A 20,999-nucleotide genomic window follows, 5' to 3' on the forward strand; every position below is an offset into this window, starting at 1 on the left:
GATTTACTAAACTATAGAAATTGAACGGACTGAAACGTCTGTCCCAGTCCGTTAGAATTATTTAACGATAAAGTTAATACCGATTGCTTGCGTAGGTCTTAGAATTCTGCTCGGATTCTATTTCACGGTTTCAAGCGACATTCACATCTCCCAGTTGTGTCTGCCTATGGCTTGCCGTGGGTTCGGGTATGCCGTGTTGAGCGTGACTTTTCTGACCTGCGCGGAAGAAATCATGAGTTTCCAGCACTTTTTCCAATCCCTTGCCGTTTTCCAAATGCTCCACATGGTCATGGGCGGTGTGATTGGTGCTTCCATTTACACCCGTGGTCTGAAATATTATATTCCCGACAACATGGCACGGTATGGGGCGGCGATAGACAATGTGGCTGCCAATGGAATGTCTATCCCACACTTCATGGAGGCGTTCATGTCGCAAATGACCGAAATCAGCGTCAAGCAAATTTACGGATGGGCTGCTTATGCTTGCATCTTGCTCTTTTTGCTGTTCCTGCTATATGATGCACCGATACGACGAGAACTTAAACAGATACCGAGTTGGCAGAAAATTAGGAAACAAATTATGGATACTTTCCTGACAAAAGATAAAACGATATAGTTTCAATCCGCTACCATTTTAGGGAAGAGACCTCCACATACCCGCCCTGCTCTTTGGCAAAAGAGATGAGCTGGCGGAAGGTCTCGTTGCGCGAAAGGAGGCCGGGGTTGCCTACGAGGAAAAGCTGCTCGCGGGCGCGGGTCAGGGCCACGTTCAGCTTACGGTCGATCACAATGCCTTCCTCTTCAAATACATTCTCGGCAAGGAAATCGAGCTGGTAATGTTGTTTAACCGTAAAGCCATATAGGATCACATCGCGTTCGCTCCCTTGGTACCGCTCGACGGTATCGATCGAAATACCGCGCAACGCCTCGATACCGAACCGTTCTATCTCTGAACGGATTACGGCGATTTGATTGCGATACGGGACAATGATGCCTATCGTCTGCGAGGCGGAGAACGCCTTCCCATTCGCGGTATAAAGCGACCAGATCTCCTTCACCAACGAAGCAATGAGCTTGGCTTCTGCCGAGTTGACCTTCGCCGGCTCCGTATGGGGCAAATAGGGCAAAGCAAAGAACGCCAACCGACGTTGGGATACGATTCGCGCTATCGTCGAAGTCCCTGGGTGGGGGAAAGAGAGCTCCCGCAACTGATGCGCCATCGGCACGGGTTTTAATCGGTGCCCATAAAAGAAAAGATTGGAAAAGAGGCTTACGGCCGGATGCATACGCCCCTGTTTCTCCATGCAAAATACGCGTGAAGGGTCTCCTTTCGAGAGGCGGAGCAGGCGTTCGAACAAGGACTGGCGGCAATTCTCCAACCCGATGGCGCGAAGCAACGGGTCGGCCACCTCCGACTCTTTTTCGCTTTGCTGCACCACCGCCGGGAGCTGCTTATGGTCGCCAATGAGGACAAAGCGGCGGATGGCGTTCTGCCCCTGGTGCTTGGCGCTCAGGATGCCAAGCAGGTGCGGCTCCAGAATTTGGGACGCCTCATCCACAATCGCCAGCGAGAAGGACTTCAAACCGAACAGGGCTATCTGCGAACTGAACGCGGCCGTCGTCCCTACGAAGATACGCATCTCGCGGAGGGCATTCTTTATATCCGAAAGGCGTGCATATCCTTCCATCCGGTTGCGGAGGAGGTAAGGTTTGTAAGCCGTATCACACGAAGCATCCGTCCCAATGCGGATGAAATCCAACTCCGTCCGCACGAGCTTGCTGCAGATCTCGTCCACCGCGCGGTTCGTATAAGAGAGCAAGAGGACAGAAGCTGCCTCGTCGTGCAATTCTTCTTGCAAGATGCTCATCAGCCCGAAGGAGGTCTTGCCTGTGCCTGGCGGACCAATCAAGAGGAAATAATCTTGCGCTTGCTTGGCGCGGAGTGCCAATTCATTAAATTCGGGACTGGCTCCATTCAGACTGTAATCGCCAACCAACCGGAGCGACTCGTCTACACGCGGCGTCCGCCCTCCCAAGAGGCATTGCCTCCTGTCTTCCTTGGCTGAAAGGAAGGCGTAAAGCCCACGATATAATGTTGTATAAGAAGATTCAATAAAGTCGTGCTCGATGGCCCAGCGATACGAGTCCGGCACATGAAACACGGCCTGGTTCTTCTGGGGCGCACGGAGCGAAAGCACGACCTCGTCCGTCCGCAAATCGCTAATACTGCAACGAAGCAACAAAGCGCGGCGCGCGTCGGGTTCTTCAGTCATCGGATAGGCATAGAGCAACACGACATCTCCCACCCGGAAGTTGGGCAGGTCGTTCTCCTCTTCATTGGGGATGAGGAGCGTCACCCGGTCGATGCCCGTGCCCGAGAGCGATTCCAACCCTTTCAGTAGCAGGCGGTCGAAGATATTCCCCGCTTGCCGCTTCTCGTCGAGCGAGGCATTCCAAAGCGAAGCGAAACCGCTGGCCTCTTGCGTCGCGTTGCCGAGCTTGGAAAGGATATGCTCTTTCTCGACAAAGGCAAAGAAGCGGTCGAAATAGGCACGTTCCACCTCCGACGCAGCATGGTACGGACGGAACAGGGCTTGGAGCTGCGGACGGGTATATTCCTCCCACAGCTTGCCCGAGACGTTCTTCACGTTCAATGCCTCCGGCGTCAAGGCGCGGAACACCTTCCCGGCCTCACCCTCGCCATAGCCCAACTCCAAGTGGACAATCTCATTCCGCACCCGGATCGCTTCGAAAAGCAGCTTGGGCGCGGCGCCTTCCTTCAGCAATCCGTCTTCATATTTAGAATATAGCAGGAAGCAAAGGATCTGCTCATTGCGTAATCCATAATTATAATGGAGCAAAGCGAGGTAGAGCAGCATTTGCACGTAATGCTTCTCCACGTGGCGGTTCGTCAGGTATTCCCGTTTGCCCGACTTCTGTTCCATCAGCACATGCTTGTCCAGTTGTAATAAATCCATACGCCCTTGTATGCCCAACATTTCGGAGACAAACGAAGGTTCCAGCACAAGCTGTTCCATATCGATTCCCGGTATCTGGCTGAATTGGGTTTGAATCATGCGATGGAGGTTCATTTGTTGCTTCCGGGCTTCGGTGTGGAAGGTCGGATCCATGTCCGGGCAAGTAACCAGGCTTAACGGATTATGTTGGAAGAAACGTTGCACGCTGGCTTTATAATCCGGTTCGTGTTCCGTTCCGTTATAGATTTCTTCATCTAATAGCTGGCTGGCAAAATTTCCCAATAAAATAGCTTTGGAGTTAGCAGCTGGCTTGATTTTGTTGACTAAATAAGTCAGCGGAGTGACGCCGTAACTCTCAAAGCAAGCCGCAATAGAAGAAATATCCAATAAGGAATCAGGCTCGACGATAATCAATTCCGGATAATATACGCCCTCTTCCAGACGAGGATGCACCAAGTTCAGTTGCGTGTGCTCCGTCAGTAAGGACCCGATATAATCAGTTCGTAAAGGCATAGCAGGCGCAAATGGTTTCAGACTCGATGCCGGTGGTTTTACCATAAATAAAACGTGCGTCCCAGCGGTCTACTACCATCCGGATACATTGGGGTTCGGAGATAGGATGCATTTCGTGGGAAACGTCTCCCGGCAATTCCTCGGCAAGTTCCTTCGGTATTTCGCAGGCATAGACAAAGGCAACGAACGTGACCAGCGCTTTTAAATCATACCGGTACGCTTTGCTTAAAAAAGAATCCTCGAAGCTGGACAATTCGCGGCAACGTGCACGGAAACGATTAATGTCTCGATACATTTCCGTGCTTGCCTCCTTCCGCTTGCAGATGAAATCCATCCGGGCAAACGGGCCGGCAAAACTCATCCCGCCTTCGCGCGTTTGTTCGTTCAATATCTCATTGAATATCCGATATAATTCCGTATAACGCGTCCGTAGGCTTCCTGCTTCGGCAAAATGTACGTCCGCAATTTCCTGCCAATAATTTACCTCACCTTATTTCATGCGCACAAAGATAAAGGAATTATCAGGAGAAAGCAATAGGCGGCGGGATGTGTCCGGCTATTTAAAATACAACTTTCAGCATGACAGGGAAATGGTCAGAAGGGAAATGCCCGTATTGTTGTTCATTCAATACGCCATATTTCTCGACCTCAATGCCATCTGTCACCCACACATAGTCGATGCGATTCTTCATCGGCGCGTCCAGGTGGAAACTACTAAAGGTGCCGACCGTACCATAAGGCGGTTCCTGGGTCATCTCGTAGGAATCTTTCAACAATCCATCGGCAGCAAGGATCGTGATGGGCTCGTCGGTCGGGACGGCGTTAAAGTCTCCCGTCGCAAAGACAATGGCTTTTTCACCAGCTATTTCCTTTATCTTCTTTAATAATAATTTAGAGGATTCGCGACGCGCCACAACTCCTTGATGGTCGTAATGCGAATTAAAGAAATAGAACACCTTGCCGCTCTCCAAATCCTTGAACTTGCCCCACGAACAGATACGGTTGCAACACGTCGCATCCCAACCTTTTCCCGGCACGTCGGGTGTTTCGGAGAACCAGAAGTCGCCTTTCTCCAGCACTTCGAAGCGCTCCTTTTTATAAAAGATAGCCGAATGCTCGCCTGCCTCTTGCCCATCGTCGCGCCCCGCGCCAATGTAAGCGTAGTTACCCAGTTCGAGTATTCCATCCAATTGATGCTTAAAACCTTCCTGCGTACCAAAGATATCGAAATCATGGAAGCGCACCAAACTCTTTACCATCTCCTTACGGTTGGGCCACGCATCGAGGCTATCATACGGCGTATCCATCCGCAAATTGAACGTTGCCACCTGCATCCGGCACTTGGCATCCTTATTCCCTTTTCCATTCATCGTACACGCTCCCAGCAATATAGCACTCAAGATAGCGGCACATAACATACTATAAACACGTTTCATTTGATATAATCTTTAATGGGTTTGACCAAAACTTGCTTTCTTGCTTATGAAAAGTTCCTTTCCTAACGGACTATTCTTCGCGTATCGTCGATGTTTGTACAAATATCGTCGATATTTGTGTATCTTTAGCCTAAAGATAAAGAAACATCGACGATATTTGAAGAAAAGATGCCTATCTCGGAAAGAATCCATCGGCACCTCGGGAAGTTTTCCTGCCGGTGCGATGGATTTTATCTTCTTACCAACCTGGATTTTGCTCCAAATTTTGATTCAACGTAATGGAGTTCTTCGGGATTGGATAATAATACTGGCGGTCGTCGTCGTACCAAATGCGATCGGGATCGTTGTCATACCAGGTGAGGTTTCCTGAGTTCGTACCCGTCAAGCCTTGGCGTGTTTCGCTTCCACCCGCCACGGAAATCGGTGTGCAAGAGGCAGGAAGGCCCGTCGGCGTTTCCCCTTTGTAGAAGATCACATCGGTCGTACCGTCGTGGTCGAGGTCCATTTGTACGTTCAAAGCAGGGACATAAATGCCCGTCCATCGCATCATCATCAGTTCGCCCCGCTTCCAGCGCAAAAGGTCGGTAAAGCGGAAACCTTCCAAAGCTAACTCGACAGAACGCTCACGGCGTACTTCGAGGAGGACAGGGTCGTTAATATCTGGAAAATAGGTTTCTTGCAGATATTTGTCCACCTTCGTCGGTTTGGTGCTCAAGCCTCCCGTAATCCCGGCACGTGCCCGCAAGACACCGATGGTATTTGCCCAATCATCGTCCGTCAAAGTACCCATTTCCGCTTTGGCCTCAGCATAATTCAACAACACTTCGGCATAACGGAAGATTGGAATCGCATTCGTATTGAAAGGACCACCGTCGTAGTAAGGATCGTCCAAGCTATACTTGATAGGTTGGTAGCCTGTGTAAGAATAGCCATTGAAGTTGGGAGCCGTCGGGACACCGTTGCGCGTATAACCCGGCGTGCGGATGGTTTGCGCCAAACGCTTGTCGCGGTTCTGGCATTCATCGTAAAATTCGATTTGCTCATGGTTCGGCTTATCCGTGAAAGGCGTACCGTCTGTCATCAAGAAAAGATTGATGAACGAACGAATCATACTGAAACGCGGGCCATACGTACCCGAAGTCCACCACCAGTTGGCTTCGCCCAAGACGCCTAAGCCTTCATCGGCCACGCTGGCCAGCATGACTTCGCTCGTAACAGGCGAGTTGCTGATGAACAAAGAGCGGAAAGAAGCATCCTCGCCTGCCCCCGTGTAGATGGAATAGCCGCTTTCGTTCATGACCGTCTGCGCAGCGTCGGCGGCTTGTTGCAATAATTCGTTGGCCGTATCCGCCAAGCCCAGCTCCGTATGGTATTTGCGGAACGTACCTTCGAAGAGGCAAACGCGGGACTTAAAGGCGTAAGCCACCCACTTTGTCACCAACGAACCCGTCTCATCGCTTGTCCGCGAGATATGTTGGCACGCAAAATCCAAATCCTCCAACATGTGCTGCACAACTACCGTACGTGGATCACGCGGAGCATAAAGCAATTCATCGTCTACGCCCAATGGATGGTCGATCCAAGGCACATCGCCAAAACGCACCAACTTCTCGTAATAGAAATAAGCGCGGAAGAAACGGGCCAATCCGATGTAATCGTTCCGTACGCTCTCGTCGATAGCGTCGCTCGTACAATTCTCGATAAAATAATTGATGTTGCGTAAATCGCCCCAATCCCAACCCGTGCTGACATCTGGAGAATAAGCGCCCCGACGAATGAAATCATCGTAATTGCCCACGGCACCGTAGTCGCACATAGCATCCTGACGGAAGCCATCGTCGACCGAAGGTAACATATTATAAAAGGAATAAGAATACGTCTCTAAACCTTTTTCATTGCTGAACACGGTTTCTTTATCCACCGAAGCCTGCGGTATTTCGTCCATCGAACAAGCCGAGAAAAGCAGGCAAGCGGACGCAAACGGAATTATCAATTGTCTTTTCATTTGTTCTTTCTTTTATTTACGGATTAAAATGTTACAGATACACCTAAGCTGATGCTCATCATTTGCGGATAACTCTGTCCGTCGCCACTACCATGGTCTACGTTAACGCCACCTTTGTTGTTATCCACATTGGCGCTGGTCAGGTCGGGGTCGGAACCATAGATGTTCGTCACGTCCAAATCCCGCGTATGTTTATAGAGCGGAGACCAACACCACACATTCTCGGCCGAGATGTAAACGCGGGCGTTCTGCATCCGCATCTTATCGACTATGTTCCGAGGCAGATTATATCCGACCTGCAAGTTCTTCAAACGGATATAGGCAACGTTCTGGAGGTAGCGCGTCTGCGTCGTGGTCTTAATAGAGTTATTATAGCCAGAATAACGAGGCAGGTAAGCATCACGGTTATCTTCCGTCCAGTAATTACCCAGATGCCAAGCCGGCAGGTTATTGTATGGACGATTGTATTGTCCCCAGAAGATACATTCATTACTTGGATACCAATCCTGTTTACCTACGCCTTGGAAGAAAGCAGACACGAAGAAGTTATTCCAATCGGCACTCAGATTGACGCTATATGTAAAACGTGGAAGGCTGTTGCCAATAATCTTCTTATCACCATGGTCGTCCAACGTATTGGCTCCATCGTCGATGACACCATCGTCGTTCAAGTCTTGAATCTTCACGTCGCCCACATATGTATTATGCCCTGCCGAAGATTGGATAAGCGTCTGGTCTGCATGATTGTCTATTTCCTCTTGGCTTTGGAAGAGACCTTCCGTCACGTAGCCCCAGATTTCGCCCAGCTCCATGCCTTCGTAATAATCGCTCAGATTCTTGGTCGTATTGTTGTAACGGTCGATGGTAGATTTGTAATCAGCCAATGTACCACGTACTTCGTAATTGAAGGGTTTATCGGCCAATTGGAATTGGTCTCGCCAGGTTAAAGTAATTTCCCATCCGCGTGTCGTCATATCGGCATAGTTTCCTTTCGGAGAACTGGCGCCGAATACATCAGGCAATGTCTGTCCTACCGTATACATATCGGTCGTCTTACGGATATAATAGTCTCCCGTAAAGCGGAGACGTCCGTCCAATGAACCAAAGTCGGCTCCAATATCAGTAGTTGTAGCGGTTTCCCATGTCAAACCATCAGGCATTACTGCTGGTGCACTGGTATATTTGTTCAGCAAACCGTTCAATACGCGGTTCGAAGTCGAGATGCCCAGCAATTCCATATAGCTATACGGATCGACATTACCATTTCCCAGCGAACCATAAGAAGCACGAATCTTCAAGTCAGACATGATCTTCGGATCTACTTTCCAGAATGCTTCTTCTGAAAGACGCCAACCTGCCGAAATAGAAGGAAAGAATGCCCATTGTTGATCCATCGGAAACTTAGATGAACCATCATAACGTCCGTTCACCTCTACCAAATAACGATCTTTGTAAGCATAATTCAATCGGAAAAAACCACCTGCAATGCGCCATTTATTGTAAGCGCCCGACGTCGTAATAGCGTCACCCAATGCTAAGTTGATGTTTTCTGAATCTTCCAGCAGCAAACCATTGCGACGGACGGTCAGCGCATCATACGTGGATTGCTCGTAATTGTATCCCACCATGCCTTTGAAGTAGTGGGCGTCGTTGAATGTATTCTCGTAATCCGCATAGATATTGGTGGCAATGTAGTTGGTCTGTGTCTTGTATTCCTGCAGGTCATTCGTATCTGAACCTAACATAGTGGTCTGTCCTTCCACTGTACTGTAAGGAACTGGGACACGGCGTTGCGTCTGTCCTTCGTCCGTATTACGGAAAGTGAAATCTCCACGGACATGCAATTTGTTCTCAAGAAAAGAAGCGGTGAAGCTGGTTGTATTCCTCAAGACACGGTTGTTCGTATCGATGCCGTTCTTTCCATAAATAAAGTCGCCCAATGTATAAGCAGCCGATTGCGTAAACGTTCCGTCTGGATTGTATATGGGCGAACTGGGATGTCCTTCGTCTGCCAAGTTACGCCAGATGGCGCCGCCTTCACCAATATTAATAGGATTATGGTAATCGTTGTTCGAGAATTCCATGTTGTTCTCGATTTTCAACCAATCGAATACTTGGATAGAACCTTTGGCACGAAGGTTCATGGCCTTATAATTATCTGTATTGTATTTAAACAAACCATCGTATCCATAGAAACGACCCGAAACATAGTAATTCAGTTTCCCATTATTGCCGCTAATAGACAAGTTATGGTCTTGTGCGAATGTGTTTTTCTTATACAATTCACTATACCAGTCAGTGTTCCCATAATAGGTATACTTTCCGTTCGCATCGATTTCCCATTCTTGCGTGATGCCTTGTTCTTTGCGACGTTTGAATTCTTCTAACCAAGCGAGTGAGAACTCCTGCGATTTGTTGATATTCTTCGGATCGGCCGAATAATCATTATACGCATGGTAAGCTTCATAAAAATGACTGGCGTATTCATATCCATCTGTGATAAAATCAGGTACGCTCGTCGGACGTTGCAAGGAAAAGTTTCCAGAATAAGTAATAGAAGTCTTATCCTTGTTCGGTTCTTTGGTCGTAATCAAGACTACACCAAACGTACCGCGTGCTCCATAAATAGCAGCCGATGCCGCATCTTTCAAAACAGATACACTTGCGATATCGTTCGGATTCAACATCGACGGGTCGCCTTCTACTCCGTCAATCAATACCAACGCATTACCACCCTGACCGATGGAAGTCGTACCACGCACATTAAAACTTGCCGTACGATTCGGTTTACCATCGGTCAATTGGATGTTCAAATTCGGGATTGAACCTTGCAAGGCTTGTGTCGCATTTGCCACGGAACGATTGTCGAACACTTCGCTGGTGACTTGTTCTACAGCTCCTGTCAAATTCACCTTCTTTTGTGTACCGTAACCTACTACGACAATCTCGCTCAACGCTTGAGAATCCTCTTTCAACTGGATGTCCAATTTTTCTTTTCCTTCTGTAGGGATTTCCAGCGTCGTATATCCGATATACGAAACGGTCAGTACTGCATCAGAATGAATACGAAGCGAAAAATTTCCGTCCATATCCGTTACAGTCCCGTTCAGTGTTCCTTTCTCTACGATATTTGCTCCAATGACCGGTATTCCGGCTTCGTCCACCACCGTACCCGTCAATACATAAGTACCTTCTTGCTGCACGAAATCCGGAATTTCGATTGGAACAGCGGCCCACACAGAAGGTATTCCTTGCAATGTTCCCGCTACACAAAGTACTCCGGCTGTGCGGAGCAGTTTACTTGATAACCTCATACTAAAACAAAATTAGTTTTTCTATTTAAAAAGTTTCGTCCTTTAGACGCTGCAAAGGAACAACCTTCAAATTATAAGAATATGTAGAAAACATTGCAATCCAAATACAAGCTTGTATCGATTTGATTACATCTAAAAATTCACCTGCATTTAGCAAATCCTATCTTTATTATAATTTTGCTGTAAACAAGTTACCAATAAAATAAAGACAACTCATACCTATATATTAGCTTTTAAGGATTACAACGATTACTTGAGAGATCTGTTTGAAAGATTTTCCTGATAATCCTTCACGATTTTCAGTAATTCCGCACCATAACGTTCAACTCTTTTATCGCCCATACCCGGAACACTTCTTAAATCCTCTTCGTTTTGAGGTAAAAGATTAGCAATGCCTAAAAGGACTTTTGTTTGGAGAATTACATAAGCTGGCACGTCTTTTTCTTTAGCCAGTTCCCATCGCCATGATTTTAAACGGTTAAATAAATCGGGATGCAATATATCGGCTTTTGTTATTTCTAAAGATTTCTTCTTTTCTTTCCCCGTCCAATCTGTTGCAATCGCCTTCGCCTTAGCCGAAAGATAAGCTTCAATAGAGAAACCTTCGCGGGAAGCCTCCAAGGTAGCACGTTTCATGCCCAAGCGTTCTTCCAGGGAGGCGAGAAAGGTATGTAGTTGTTTCCGGTTCTGCTTATTGTCCATATCCAACTCTTTTACTTTCAAAAGAGGCAGACATAGTTCATCCAACTTGGATAAGAAATAAGCGCATCCTTTTCGTATCCGTTCTTGCAAATAGTCATCTTGCAAATAATCGATAGACTGGGCAAATAGCTCTTTTAATTGCTTTTGGAAATTAAGACCTATGCATTCCACCTTTTTTCCAAACGTGTTCCGATACACTTCATTCTGTTTACAAAATTCAGTATACAATGTACCGATATGGCGACAACACGCACTTGTCAGTTGAAAAATAGCTTGATACAGCTCTTTAAAATCAAATAATTCCAACAAGAGATGAAAATAATATCGTTGTTGTTCCGCTTTTAATTGTGCTGGTGTGGGAAGATGGGCTGGCATTTCTTTGGTAAATTGCACAATCCGTTCATCATCTACGAAAAGTTGTGGCGAAATAGGCGCATTCAATACCAAGCCTTCCCACGTACGGCAACGGCTCAACGCTACATAAATTTGTCCATGCGTAAAAGCTTCCGAGACATCGATGATCGCCCGTTCAAATGTCAAACCTTGGCTTTTATGGATGGTGATTGCCCAAGCTAACTTCAACGGATATTGCACAAAAGTACCTACCAGTTTCTCCTCTATCGCTTTTGTGGATGGATTCAACGCATATTTCATGTTCTTCCACATCTCACGCCCGACCTGTATCTCTTTGCCTTCCTTATCCGTTACAATGATTCTCGAAGATGAAATCGAAGTAATCCGCCCTAACTTACCATTATAATAACGCCCTTCGCCTGAGGAGTCATTTTTAACAAACATAACTTGCGCACCCGCTTTGAGCATCAAGTTTTCTTCCGTTGGATAGTTATACGAAGGAAAATCGCCTTTCACCTCGGCTTGGAATAAAAAAGAAGAACCCGGGCATTGGTTTAAACGATCGTTATTTATCTGCTGGGCTTTATAATTATGCGTAGTCAACAAGATAAAATGCTCCGCCTCCGAAGGACGAAAGCCAGGCATATAACGTTCATTTAACTTCTGAAAAGCATCTACATCCAATCGATTCTCCCGCACTTGGTTCAATATCTCTACAAACGAAGCGTCCGATTGCCGATACACTTCGCGCAATTCAACTTGCCAATACATGCTCCGCTTCAGCTCGTGGCTATCAAAAAAGAAAGGCGAAACATAACGTCCGCACAACAATTCCCATTCATCCTCTTTGACCACCGGAGCTAATTGTTGCAAATCGCCAATCATTAGCAATTGAACGCCCCCGAACGGACGCCAATCTTGCCTATATCGTTTCAACGCATCACTTACCGCATCCAACAAATCAGCCCGCACCATGCTCACCTCATCTATCACCAATAAGTCCAAGCTCCTCACAATTTGCATCTTTTCTTTCCCAAAGCGATGAAACTTCTGTTCCGATTTCCTCGAGAAATTTCCCGAAATATAGGGTCCGAAAGGCAATTGGAAAAACGAATGAATCGTTACGCCGCCGGCATTCATCGCCGCTACGCCCGTAGGTGCCAATACAATCATTCGCTTCTGGCAATAATGTTTCAAATTCTTCAAGAAAGTCGTTTTGCCCGTTCCGGCCTTTCCCGTCAGGAAAAGATGGGTGTGGGTGTTCTTCAAGATCTCGAGCGCCAAGCGCATTTGTTCGTCCATTTGTACCATTTCTGCTGGTTCATAGCTAATCTGGCCTTCAAATTGTTCTCTGTTCATAGTCGTATTTATATGATTGGTTTCGGTTACAAAGTTATATCTTTTCTCCGGTTTTATCACTTTATCCCATTGATTTTTTATTTTCAATAGGAGAAAAACTTTCTTTCCCGCCGATAAATTCTTCACGTATCGTCGATATTTCTGTATATTTAGGCTAAAGATATACAAATATCGACGATATTTGTATAAACATCGTCGATACGTGAAGAAACCATCGTTATGTTTGGAAGAATGGATAACGGTGTCCGGAAGAAAACACCTTCTACTTTGAACAAGCCCCCCTACCCTCTTTTCTGGAAAAGACATTCTTCGTATCTTTGCATCATGATACGAAACCCGATAATTACACCGACGGCTGATTTGCAATTGCAATACAATGCGTTAGAGAAAGAATATGCTTATGAAAAAGAAGCGTATGAAGTCTCGTCGACCCAAGCGGGCATCGAGCGGAATGTGCGGAATGGCATTTGTTGGTATCCGGTATCGACGGGAAGAAGCTATTATAATTCGCTGAACCAATTAGTTGTCGAAATAGAAAGGCGCATGGCACAGGAGGTGGAACATGCCTTTGAATATGGTCGTCCGGTCCGCTTTTTCAAGACGGATAGCAGTGGGAAACCTGTGTTTTTCAATTTTACTTCGGTCGTGAGCTATGTACAAGACGACCGGATGGTCGTATCGCTTCCATCGCCCCTTGCTTTAGCCGAAATAAAAGCAGAGACGGATTTGGGCATCCAACTCTACTTCGATGAAACCAGTTATCGGGCTATGTTCTCTGCTTTGAAAGAGGTAATGGCCGCCAAGAAGGACAGGCTTGCCGAATTGCGGGATATCCTTTTAGGAAACCAGCCGGTGGCCAAGCTGAAGCTCTTCCCGATCCGATTCCCTTGGCTGAATGCTTCGCAAGAAAAAGCGGTCAATGAAGTATTAGCGGCAAAGGATGTGGCCATCGTACATGGACCTCCCGGGACGGGAAAGACGACGACGCTGGTCGAAGCCATCTATGAGACGCTCCATCGCGAGAACCAAGTATTGGTTTGCGCACAAAGTAATATGGCGGTGGATTGGATATCGGAAAAATTGGTAGATAGAGGCGTCAATGTGCTTCGCATTGGAAATCCGACGCGCGTGAACGATAAGATGCTTTCCTTTACCTACGAACGGCGGTTTGAAGCCCACCCCGATTATACGGAATTGTGGGGCATTCGTAAAGCAATCCGCGAAATCCAAGCGAATCTTCGGAACCGGAATGCAAACCAACGCGAGACGGATCGTAACCGACTTTCCAAACTTCGTTATCGCGCAACGGAATTGGAAGTAAAAATCGATATGGAGTTGTTCGACGAAGCGCGCGTAGTGGCTTGTACGCTGGTCGGAGCCTCCCATCGGTTGCTTGAGACACATCATTTCACAACGCTCTTTATCGACGAAGCGGCGCAAGCTTTGGAAGCAGCCTCATGGATTGCCATCCGGAAAGCCGAGCGTGTCATCCTGGCAGGAGACCACCAGCAACTTCCCCCGACAATCAAATGTCCGGAAGCCATGCACGAGGGTCTCGACCGCACCTTAATGCAAAAGGTTGCCGCCCGGAAGCCGGAGACCGTCTCGCTCCTGACGCTCCAATACCGGATGAATGAAGCCATCATGGGCTTTTCTTCTGCTTGGTTTTATGATAATCAACTGAAAGCAGCACCCGAAGTAAAGCATCGAGGCATCTTAGAATGGGATACGCCCTTGGTTTGGACAGATACTACCGGTTGTGAATTTGCTGAAGATATGCAAGCAGAAGGGCAAAGCCGCCTCAACCGGAAAGAGGCAGAATTGCTCCTGCTCCAACTTCAAATCTACATTGAACGCATAGGAAAGGAACGTGTCCTTGAAGAAAATATCGACTTTGGCATTATCTCGCCCTATAAAGCACAAGTCTATTATCTCCGGAGGCTATTGAAAAAGACATCCTTTTTCAAACCCTTGCGAAGACTTTTGACCGTGCATACGGTTGATGGCTTCCAAGGACAAGAACGCGATGTCATCCTTATTAGTTTAGTGCGCGCGAACGAAGCGGGAAAGATTGGCTTCCTTTCCGACCTTCGACGGATGAATGTCGCCATCACCCGTGCCCGTATGAAGCTCATCATCTTGGGCGACGCTTCCACACTCTCGCGACACGCTTTTTACCGGAAATTATATCAATATGTAGAGGAGAAAGGGAAAGTGATCCGGTTGGCGGACTAAAATATCTAAATTCCCCGTCAATTTGTAGGGTCGTATCAATATTATGTATATTTTTGTCGTGCTCAAATGAAATAAAGAGCAACAAAGTAAGAAAGCGTTTGAAGATATTATCCGTGTTCAGGAAATCCCCAATTTCATTAGCTACAATGGATAATGTTGATAAACGCTCCATAGCCCTATATGCGTAATAAGTATTGCCTCCGTGCAAGCTATTATAAATATAGGCGTGGGGCTTTATATTACTTGTAGTGAGTATGGGGATACTTCTGAACGGTAATATAACAGTTCCCACGCTTTTATTTTATAATACTTCAGATCTCTTTGGGAACAGAGCTGAAAACAAAAGGCAAGGAGCAATATGAAAGACGGTTCTGGTTCGTCGCCCATTTTCTATTTAACCACCTAGCCACATCGCCATGATGCGAACAAGTTCCGCATCGGCTTCGGTATTATAGCAAGATCATATTAAGTGTGTATTCAAATGGTTATTCTATTTCTTTTTGAATAAGACATATTGATAACCTTTTTGTTCTATTTCTTCCATATCACCTTCATAAATGTTGAACAAATCATTGTTTTTTTGATATATACCTATAGGTTTATCTCCCCGTTCTTCTCGATATAGAGTGTACGGATCGAAATTGCCTAAGCATATAAAATAGTCTAAAGATACCAATTGTTTGATGAAATTAATATCATGTTTACTTGCATATAAGTTATAAAGTCTTCCATGATTATCATCGTTTTCATGCCAATAGCTTCCAATTGGAGATTCTATAACGTTACCAGCAAAATCTATATATTTATGCTCTTTTTCCAATTTATCTATGTATTCGCAATATTCTTTATGTTTCTTAAAAAATGAAAATAGGCCCATGATCTTATTATATGATTGTAATAGATTATTTTTATATTAAACTTAGCAGGATAATACGTTGGATTTCGATTGTCACCATAATCTTATTTGATGCAAATTTAAAAGGGGACAAAGAAATCATCATCATTTTTAGTGAGTTTATGTATCTCCATTTTTTTACAAATATCGTGAATAGTTGATTTGTATCCGATCTTGAAAACTTCTAAATAATCTCCAGTTAATAGAAAAGGATACAAAGGAGCTGAATCTCTTTTAAACCTATTACTCAATTGTTCTTCTGAAAAATGCTGATAATGATTTTCTATTGAATTCTTTACAATTCCACCAAACAACAATAATTGGTTACGAATAATTTCTTCTGACTTATTGGGTAGAGACTGCAAGGAACCTCCTATTATATTGTACATAATAAAATTAATATTCTCACATATGATAACAAATGCTAATTCACATCCTCCAACTAAGTCAGCATATTTAGTATCAGTATGTGGTAGATCACTATATTCAAGATAATTTCTTAATAAGCAATAATATATTAACTTGATAATAGAACCATACAACGCATCAGAAAAGTTTAATTGATCGTCTAAATCCAATAGTTTATCCAATGCTTTCGCTACAATATAATAATGAGTAAGTCTACAAAATTGATTTTCATTTCTTGATATTCTATATGCAAGAAATTTGGCTTGTTTCAATAATGTTTCATTATCTCCTGAACCATAAGCAGCTAATAGATTTACAGCACATTCTTCTATTCGTTCCATAAAATTATACCAATTTTCTGTCCTCCTCAGTTCCCCAACATCAGACCCATTTTTTACTTCATATATTAGACAAAGGCATAAAATAAAAAAGCGTGGGAACTGTACTTCCCGCTTATCCCTCGGTTCAGGCCTTCGCATTGCCTATTGTACAAGGATAAGCAACGAAGAAAGCCCACGCCGATATTGTATGTAGTATGCGTTCCTGCACTAAAAAGTACAGGAAGCATAACTATACAATCCACACGGGCATCTACCGTTGCCTTGTCTCCTTGTACATGTCAAAGTTGCGAAGTTTGAACCGAAGAAGACAAGACGTTCAAGTAAACGCCTTTTTACAATATGTCCGCCTCCTTTTTATAGGAGACAGGGCAAAGGTACGAAACTTTATCCTAATAATTGCAAATATTTTGGGAAGAATTTTGCATTTATCTCAAATGGAAGACTAACCGGGACGGTGAAGCCGTCCAACGATGCTTAACCGGCGGTGGCGTGCCACCGTCGGTAACTGAATTCCTCCCTATCCCGACCCCAAGGGGGTCGAATAAGAGTAGCCCGGAGGAAGTTCGACCCCTTCGAGGTCGGAGAAGTGATGGGTGTTACTACCGAAGGTGACGCTTCGCATCACCCTCGGTTAAGCATAGTTAGACCCCTTCAGGGTCTTCCGCGATGCGACCTATTTAGAAGAGAATAAGGCCGATGCGAATCGCCCGCAATATGTTTTATTAGTGAATGGATGGCCCCAGGTTCTTCGGAATCTGGGGTTTTTCATGTGCTGTAGTATATTCGTTTGGCGAAATGATAGCTTGAAAAACGTTGGAAATGGTATTGCGCGGACGCAATTTCACTTCCAACGCAATTGGAAGCCCATTGTGCGGACGCAATTCCATTTCCAACGCGGTTGGAAGCCCGTTGCGTAGACGCAATTTCATTTCCAACGCGGTTGGAAGCCCATTGCGTGGACACAATTCCATTTCCAACGCGGTTGGAAGCCCATTGTGCGGACGCAATTCCATTTCCAACGCGGTTGGAAGCCTTTTGCGTGGACGCAATGGCATTTCCAACGTTTTTGGAAGGCGACATGCTATTGCTAAACAGTTACGGCACGAAGTCAATCGTCCCTTGCTTCGTGCCGTAACTATGTTTTTTTGTGTTTAAAAATTACCCAAACAAATCGAGGGTCAGCTGCTCGCGTTCGGCTTCTTGCTTGCGGAGGTGGCGTTTGCCTTGCGGCGTGACGATTTCCATCTTGTCGAACCGGGTGCGGATGACGGTAGTCACGATATAATTCGTATGAACCACTTCGCCCAACTCGGAGAGGCGACGCGAGATTTCCAGTACGCAATCGATGCACACGCCACTCGAAAAGGCAATCTTGTCGTCTATCATCTGTTTCTTGAACTCCTCGTCTTGCATATAAAAATCGATAGTCGCGCCGCCCCGGTTGTAGATGCCTTTCCAACGGTAGCGCGCATCTTTCAAGACGGGCGAGATGATTTCTATCGTAGCGTTCTTGTCGACCAACGGAGGCAATTCGTCGGTACGCAAGACGAAATAATCGAACTGTTCGCGCCGGACTTCCAGCAATCCGGAGCGGATGCGGTTGTGCTCGTTCAATTCGCGGAAGGAAACCTTCTTCACCTTCATACAGCCTCTGACCGCCTCAAAGAAATTCGATTTGTATTTACAGAAACGATAGGATGAAGCGAGGAGTTCAACCAGACGAGGCGGAACACCAGCTGCATGCAACTTCAGGTCGCGGCGGAAACGGGCCACCTCGCGTTGCATCAGGGCATCGTCGGCTTCGGTCCGTTCCGAAAGGCGTTGTCCACCGACGGAGAGCGTCGGGCGCACCAATATCTGCATCAACACATTCAGGATAACCGATATGCAACGCGGATTCTCGCCGGCGATGGCCCAAATCTCCCGGTATCCCTCGGGCATGGCCGCCGGTTCGCTATAAACCGTCAGCTTCACGTCGAACATGTCGGCCAGCGAGCGGATCATCGTCAGGATTTCTTTCTCGCACCGGTGGCGGATCAGGGCATCGAGGTAGTTCGTCTTCTCGTTGAAATGGTAGCGCAGTTCCAACTTATTGGAAAATGTCATGCTCCTATTTTTCATATCCTCTCCTTTTATTTAGTTTCATGCGGTTTGCGGTCGAAGAAAGGATTCTTGGACGAAGCACTGACCGGTATCGCCATGACACACCGTGCCTCCTCTCCCAAGAAATGCAATCGCTGGGCAGCCAACCCGGCACTGAACATCACCCGCGTATCGACCCGCATATCCGAAGCCATCGCGCAGGCAGACCCAATCGCAATCCCGACATCCACACTGTTAATCGCGCAAGGGACAGCCTCTGGCTTGGCCGCACAAGTCGCATACCCGCAATGACCGCAATTCAATCCCTGCGTTTGTGAGCGAGTACCTACCAAGACGATGGCATCGGCCTGGAGGATATTCTCCGCATCGCGCAGGAAAAACTTCAGTCCCGTCTCGGCAGAAATACGTTTCATCTCTTCCGAGAGGCGGGCGATGTCCTCCTCCGTCACCATCCCGATTTCCACAATATCAATTCCTTTCCCTTTCGGAGCCGTGCGTGCAGCCACCATCATGCGGTGAGCCGCTTCCCTTACCAATTGCTGGCGTATATCCCGTTCATTTGTTACCATAATGCATGTGTTCTTAAAAATACTTTCAAAGATAATTCTTTTTTTTGTATCTTCGTATTGTTTTTAAGGAAACAAGTCAAAATAGGTAGGATTATGGCTATAAAAATTGCATTCTTCGACACGAAGAGTTACGACCGCGAGTCGTTCGACCAGGCAAGCAACGGGCTTGCATACGAAATACATTATTATAAAGACCGCCTTTCGGTCCATACAGCCCAATTGGCTATGGGAAAGGATGTGGTCTGCATATTCGTCAATGACGAGTGCGACGCGCAAGTAGTCGACTTGCTGGCCTCGTATGGCGTCAAACTGATTGCCCTCCGTTGCGCGGGATTCAACAACGTAGACATGAAAGCGGCGGCAGGACGCATCCCGGTTGTACGCGTACCGGCCTATTCGCCTCATGCCGTCGCCGAGTATGCCGTCACGCTGATGCTTTGCCTCAACCGCAAGGTCTACCGTTCGGTCTATCGCACACGAGAAGGAAACTTCAAACTGAAAGGATTGATGGGCTTCGACATGTATGGCAAGACAGCCGGCCTCATCGGGTTGGGACGTATTGCGAAAGAGCTGGTCAAGATATTGCGCGGCTTCGGGATGAATGTCATCGCCTACGACCCTTATCCCGACCGCGACTTTGCCGAAGCACATCAGACGCGGCTCGTCTCGCTCGACGAACTCTATGCCGAAAGCGACATCATCTCCCTCCATTGCCCGCTGACCGACGAGAACAAGTTCCTCATCAACCGCGATAGCATCCAAAAGATGAAACCCGGCATGATGCTTATCAACACCGGACGTGGCAAACTCATCCGCACGGAAGACCTTATCGAAGGATTGCGCACGGGACAAATCGGTTCGGCCGGACTGGATGTCTACGAAGAGGAACAGAACTTCTTCTACGAAGACCGAAGCGACAAGATGATTGACGACGACAAGCTGGCACTCCTCCTCATGATGCCCAACGTCATCATCACCTCCCATCAAGCCTTCTTCACGCGAGAAGCCATGCACAACATCGCCACGACCACGCTCGAAAACATCCGCGATTGGGCCGACGGGCGCACATTGAAGAACGAAGTGAAATAATCCATGCCATCCGAAAAGGTACATATAGGCTTGCTGAAGCAGGGAAACCGGGAGACGTTCCGCACGCTCTTCCGGCATTACTACCCGCGCTTGAAGGCGTATGCGCTGACCCTTATCGGCGAGGATGCACCGGCGGAAGACATCGTGCAGGATACGTTCCTCTACGTCTGGGAACACCGCACGCACCTCTCGGCCGACGATAGCCTCCAAGCCTACCTGTACCGTTTAGTTTATACGCGCTGCATGGACCATTTCCGCAAGATGCAAATGGCCGACCGCTATTGTTCGGAGGTATACGAAGAATACCTGCACGATTGCCAGGAGCTTTTGCAGACGGAAGGCACGGCGTTCGACGAGCTCTTCACGAAAGATTTCTACCAACGCCTCTACGAACTGGTTGAACTGCTCCCCGCCCAGCGCCGCGAAGTGTTCCTCCTCGCCTACATCGAAGGACGGAAAGCCAAGGAGATTGCCGAGAAATTACAAATGCCGGTCCGGACGGTTGAAAGCCACCTGTACCTCGCCCTGAAATTCCTCAAAAGCAAAATGACGAAGCGCGATTTCTATCTGCTGCTTTGGTTGCCTGTTCTCCAGTTTCTGGTCTCAAAGGCTTGCTGAGATAGCCAGCTAACGTTAGCTGAAGAGTCCAGCTACTACTTGCTGAGGGGGTCAGCTAACACGTGCTAAGGTATCCAGCT

At 46.9% G+C, this 20,999-nt stretch carries 14 protein-coding genes and 1 pseudogene; 4 read left to right on the plus strand and 11 right to left on the minus strand.

The window, feature by feature from the left end; genetic code table 11:
- Positions 1 to 67: 67 nt before the first annotated feature.
- Positions 68 to 616, plus strand: a pseudogene (locus B5F77_RS08320) (hypothetical protein); the annotation flags it as partial.
- Positions 617 to 626: 10 nt separating this feature from the next.
- Here B5F77_RS08320 and B5F77_RS08325 read toward each other — a convergent pair.
- The 6 genes from B5F77_RS08325 to B5F77_RS08350 form a co-directional block, all read right to left on the minus strand.
- Positions 627 to 3,491 carry an AAA domain-containing protein gene (locus B5F77_RS08325; RefSeq protein WP_162607969.1) on the minus strand — a complete coding sequence of 955 codons (2,865 nt, stop codon included), beginning with the start codon at positions 3,489 to 3,491 and terminating at the stop codon, positions 627 to 629.
- Entirely contained in the window at positions 3,475 to 3,879 is a 405-nt protein-coding gene (locus tag B5F77_RS08330; protein WP_087329724.1) for a hypothetical protein, read from the minus strand. The genes B5F77_RS08325 and B5F77_RS08330 overlap by 17 nt, the downstream gene beginning before the upstream one ends.
- Before the next feature lie 172 nt (positions 3,880 to 4,051).
- Positions 4,052 to 4,927: an endonuclease/exonuclease/phosphatase family protein gene (locus B5F77_RS08335; RefSeq protein WP_087329726.1), complete on the minus strand. Its 876-nt coding sequence runs from the start codon at positions 4,925 to 4,927 to the stop codon at positions 4,052 to 4,054.
- A gap of 238 nt (positions 4,928 to 5,165) precedes the next feature.
- Entirely contained in the window at positions 5,166 to 6,932 is a 1,767-nt protein-coding gene (locus B5F77_RS08340; protein WP_087329728.1) for a RagB/SusD family nutrient uptake outer membrane protein, read from the minus strand.
- 23 nt (positions 6,933 to 6,955) lie between these two features.
- A complete protein-coding gene (locus tag B5F77_RS08345; protein WP_087329730.1) occupies positions 6,956 to 10,246 on the minus strand; it encodes a TonB-dependent receptor in 3,291 nt (1,096 codons plus the stop codon).
- Between the two features lie 249 nt (positions 10,247 to 10,495).
- Positions 10,496 to 12,661, minus strand: coding sequence for an HRDC domain-containing protein (locus tag B5F77_RS08350; RefSeq protein ID WP_239445873.1), 2,166 nt, complete (start codon positions 12,659 to 12,661; stop codon positions 10,496 to 10,498).
- 324 nt (positions 12,662 to 12,985) lie between these two features.
- Here B5F77_RS08350 and B5F77_RS08355 point away from each other — a divergent pair, with 324 nt between their 5' ends.
- A complete protein-coding gene (locus B5F77_RS08355; protein ID WP_087329732.1) occupies positions 12,986 to 14,896 on the plus strand; it encodes an AAA domain-containing protein in 1,911 nt (636 codons plus the stop codon).
- A 490-nt stretch (positions 14,897 to 15,386) separates the two neighbouring features.
- Here B5F77_RS08355 and B5F77_RS08360 read toward each other — a convergent pair whose 3' ends face one another.
- The 5 genes from B5F77_RS08360 to B5F77_RS08380 form a co-directional block, all read right to left on the minus strand.
- Positions 15,387 to 15,773 (minus strand): hypothetical protein, encoded by a 387-nt coding sequence (locus B5F77_RS08360; protein ID WP_087329734.1) that lies wholly within the window; start codon positions 15,771 to 15,773, stop codon positions 15,387 to 15,389.
- A 98-nt stretch (positions 15,774 to 15,871) separates the two neighbouring features.
- Positions 15,872 to 16,540, minus strand: a complete 669-nt coding sequence (locus B5F77_RS08365) for a hypothetical protein (protein WP_140392844.1) — start codon at positions 16,538 to 16,540, stop codon at positions 15,872 to 15,874.
- 722 nt (positions 16,541 to 17,262) lie between these two features.
- Positions 17,263 to 17,595, minus strand: coding sequence for a hypothetical protein (locus tag B5F77_RS08370; RefSeq protein ID WP_140392845.1), 333 nt, complete (start codon positions 17,593 to 17,595; stop codon positions 17,263 to 17,265).
- 103 nt (positions 17,596 to 17,698) lie between these two features.
- Positions 17,699 to 18,661, minus strand: coding sequence for a hypothetical protein (locus tag B5F77_RS08375; RefSeq protein WP_239445882.1), 963 nt, complete (start codon positions 18,659 to 18,661; stop codon positions 17,699 to 17,701).
- A gap of 11 nt (positions 18,662 to 18,672) precedes the next feature.
- Positions 18,673 to 19,212 carry a DUF2148 domain-containing protein gene (locus B5F77_RS08380; protein WP_087329742.1) on the minus strand — a complete coding sequence of 180 codons (540 nt, stop codon included), beginning with the start codon at positions 19,210 to 19,212 and terminating at the stop codon, positions 18,673 to 18,675.
- Positions 19,213 to 19,305: 93 nt separating this feature from the next.
- On the opposite strand from B5F77_RS08380, the gene B5F77_RS08385 reads away from it, so the two are divergent.
- Positions 19,306 to 20,301 (plus strand): 2-hydroxyacid dehydrogenase, encoded by a 996-nt coding sequence (locus tag B5F77_RS08385; protein WP_087329744.1) that lies wholly within the window; start codon positions 19,306 to 19,308, stop codon positions 20,299 to 20,301.
- Between the two features lie 3 nt (positions 20,302 to 20,304).
- Positions 20,305 to 20,919 carry an RNA polymerase sigma-70 factor gene (locus B5F77_RS08390; protein ID WP_087329746.1) on the plus strand — a complete coding sequence of 205 codons (615 nt, stop codon included), beginning with the start codon at positions 20,305 to 20,307 and terminating at the stop codon, positions 20,917 to 20,919.
- Positions 20,920 to 20,999: the final 80 nt, after the last annotated feature.

Origin of the sequence: Parabacteroides sp. An277 (assembly GCF_002159645.1) — a bacterium.
GTDB lineage: Bacteria > Bacteroidota > Bacteroidia > Bacteroidales > Tannerellaceae > Parabacteroides.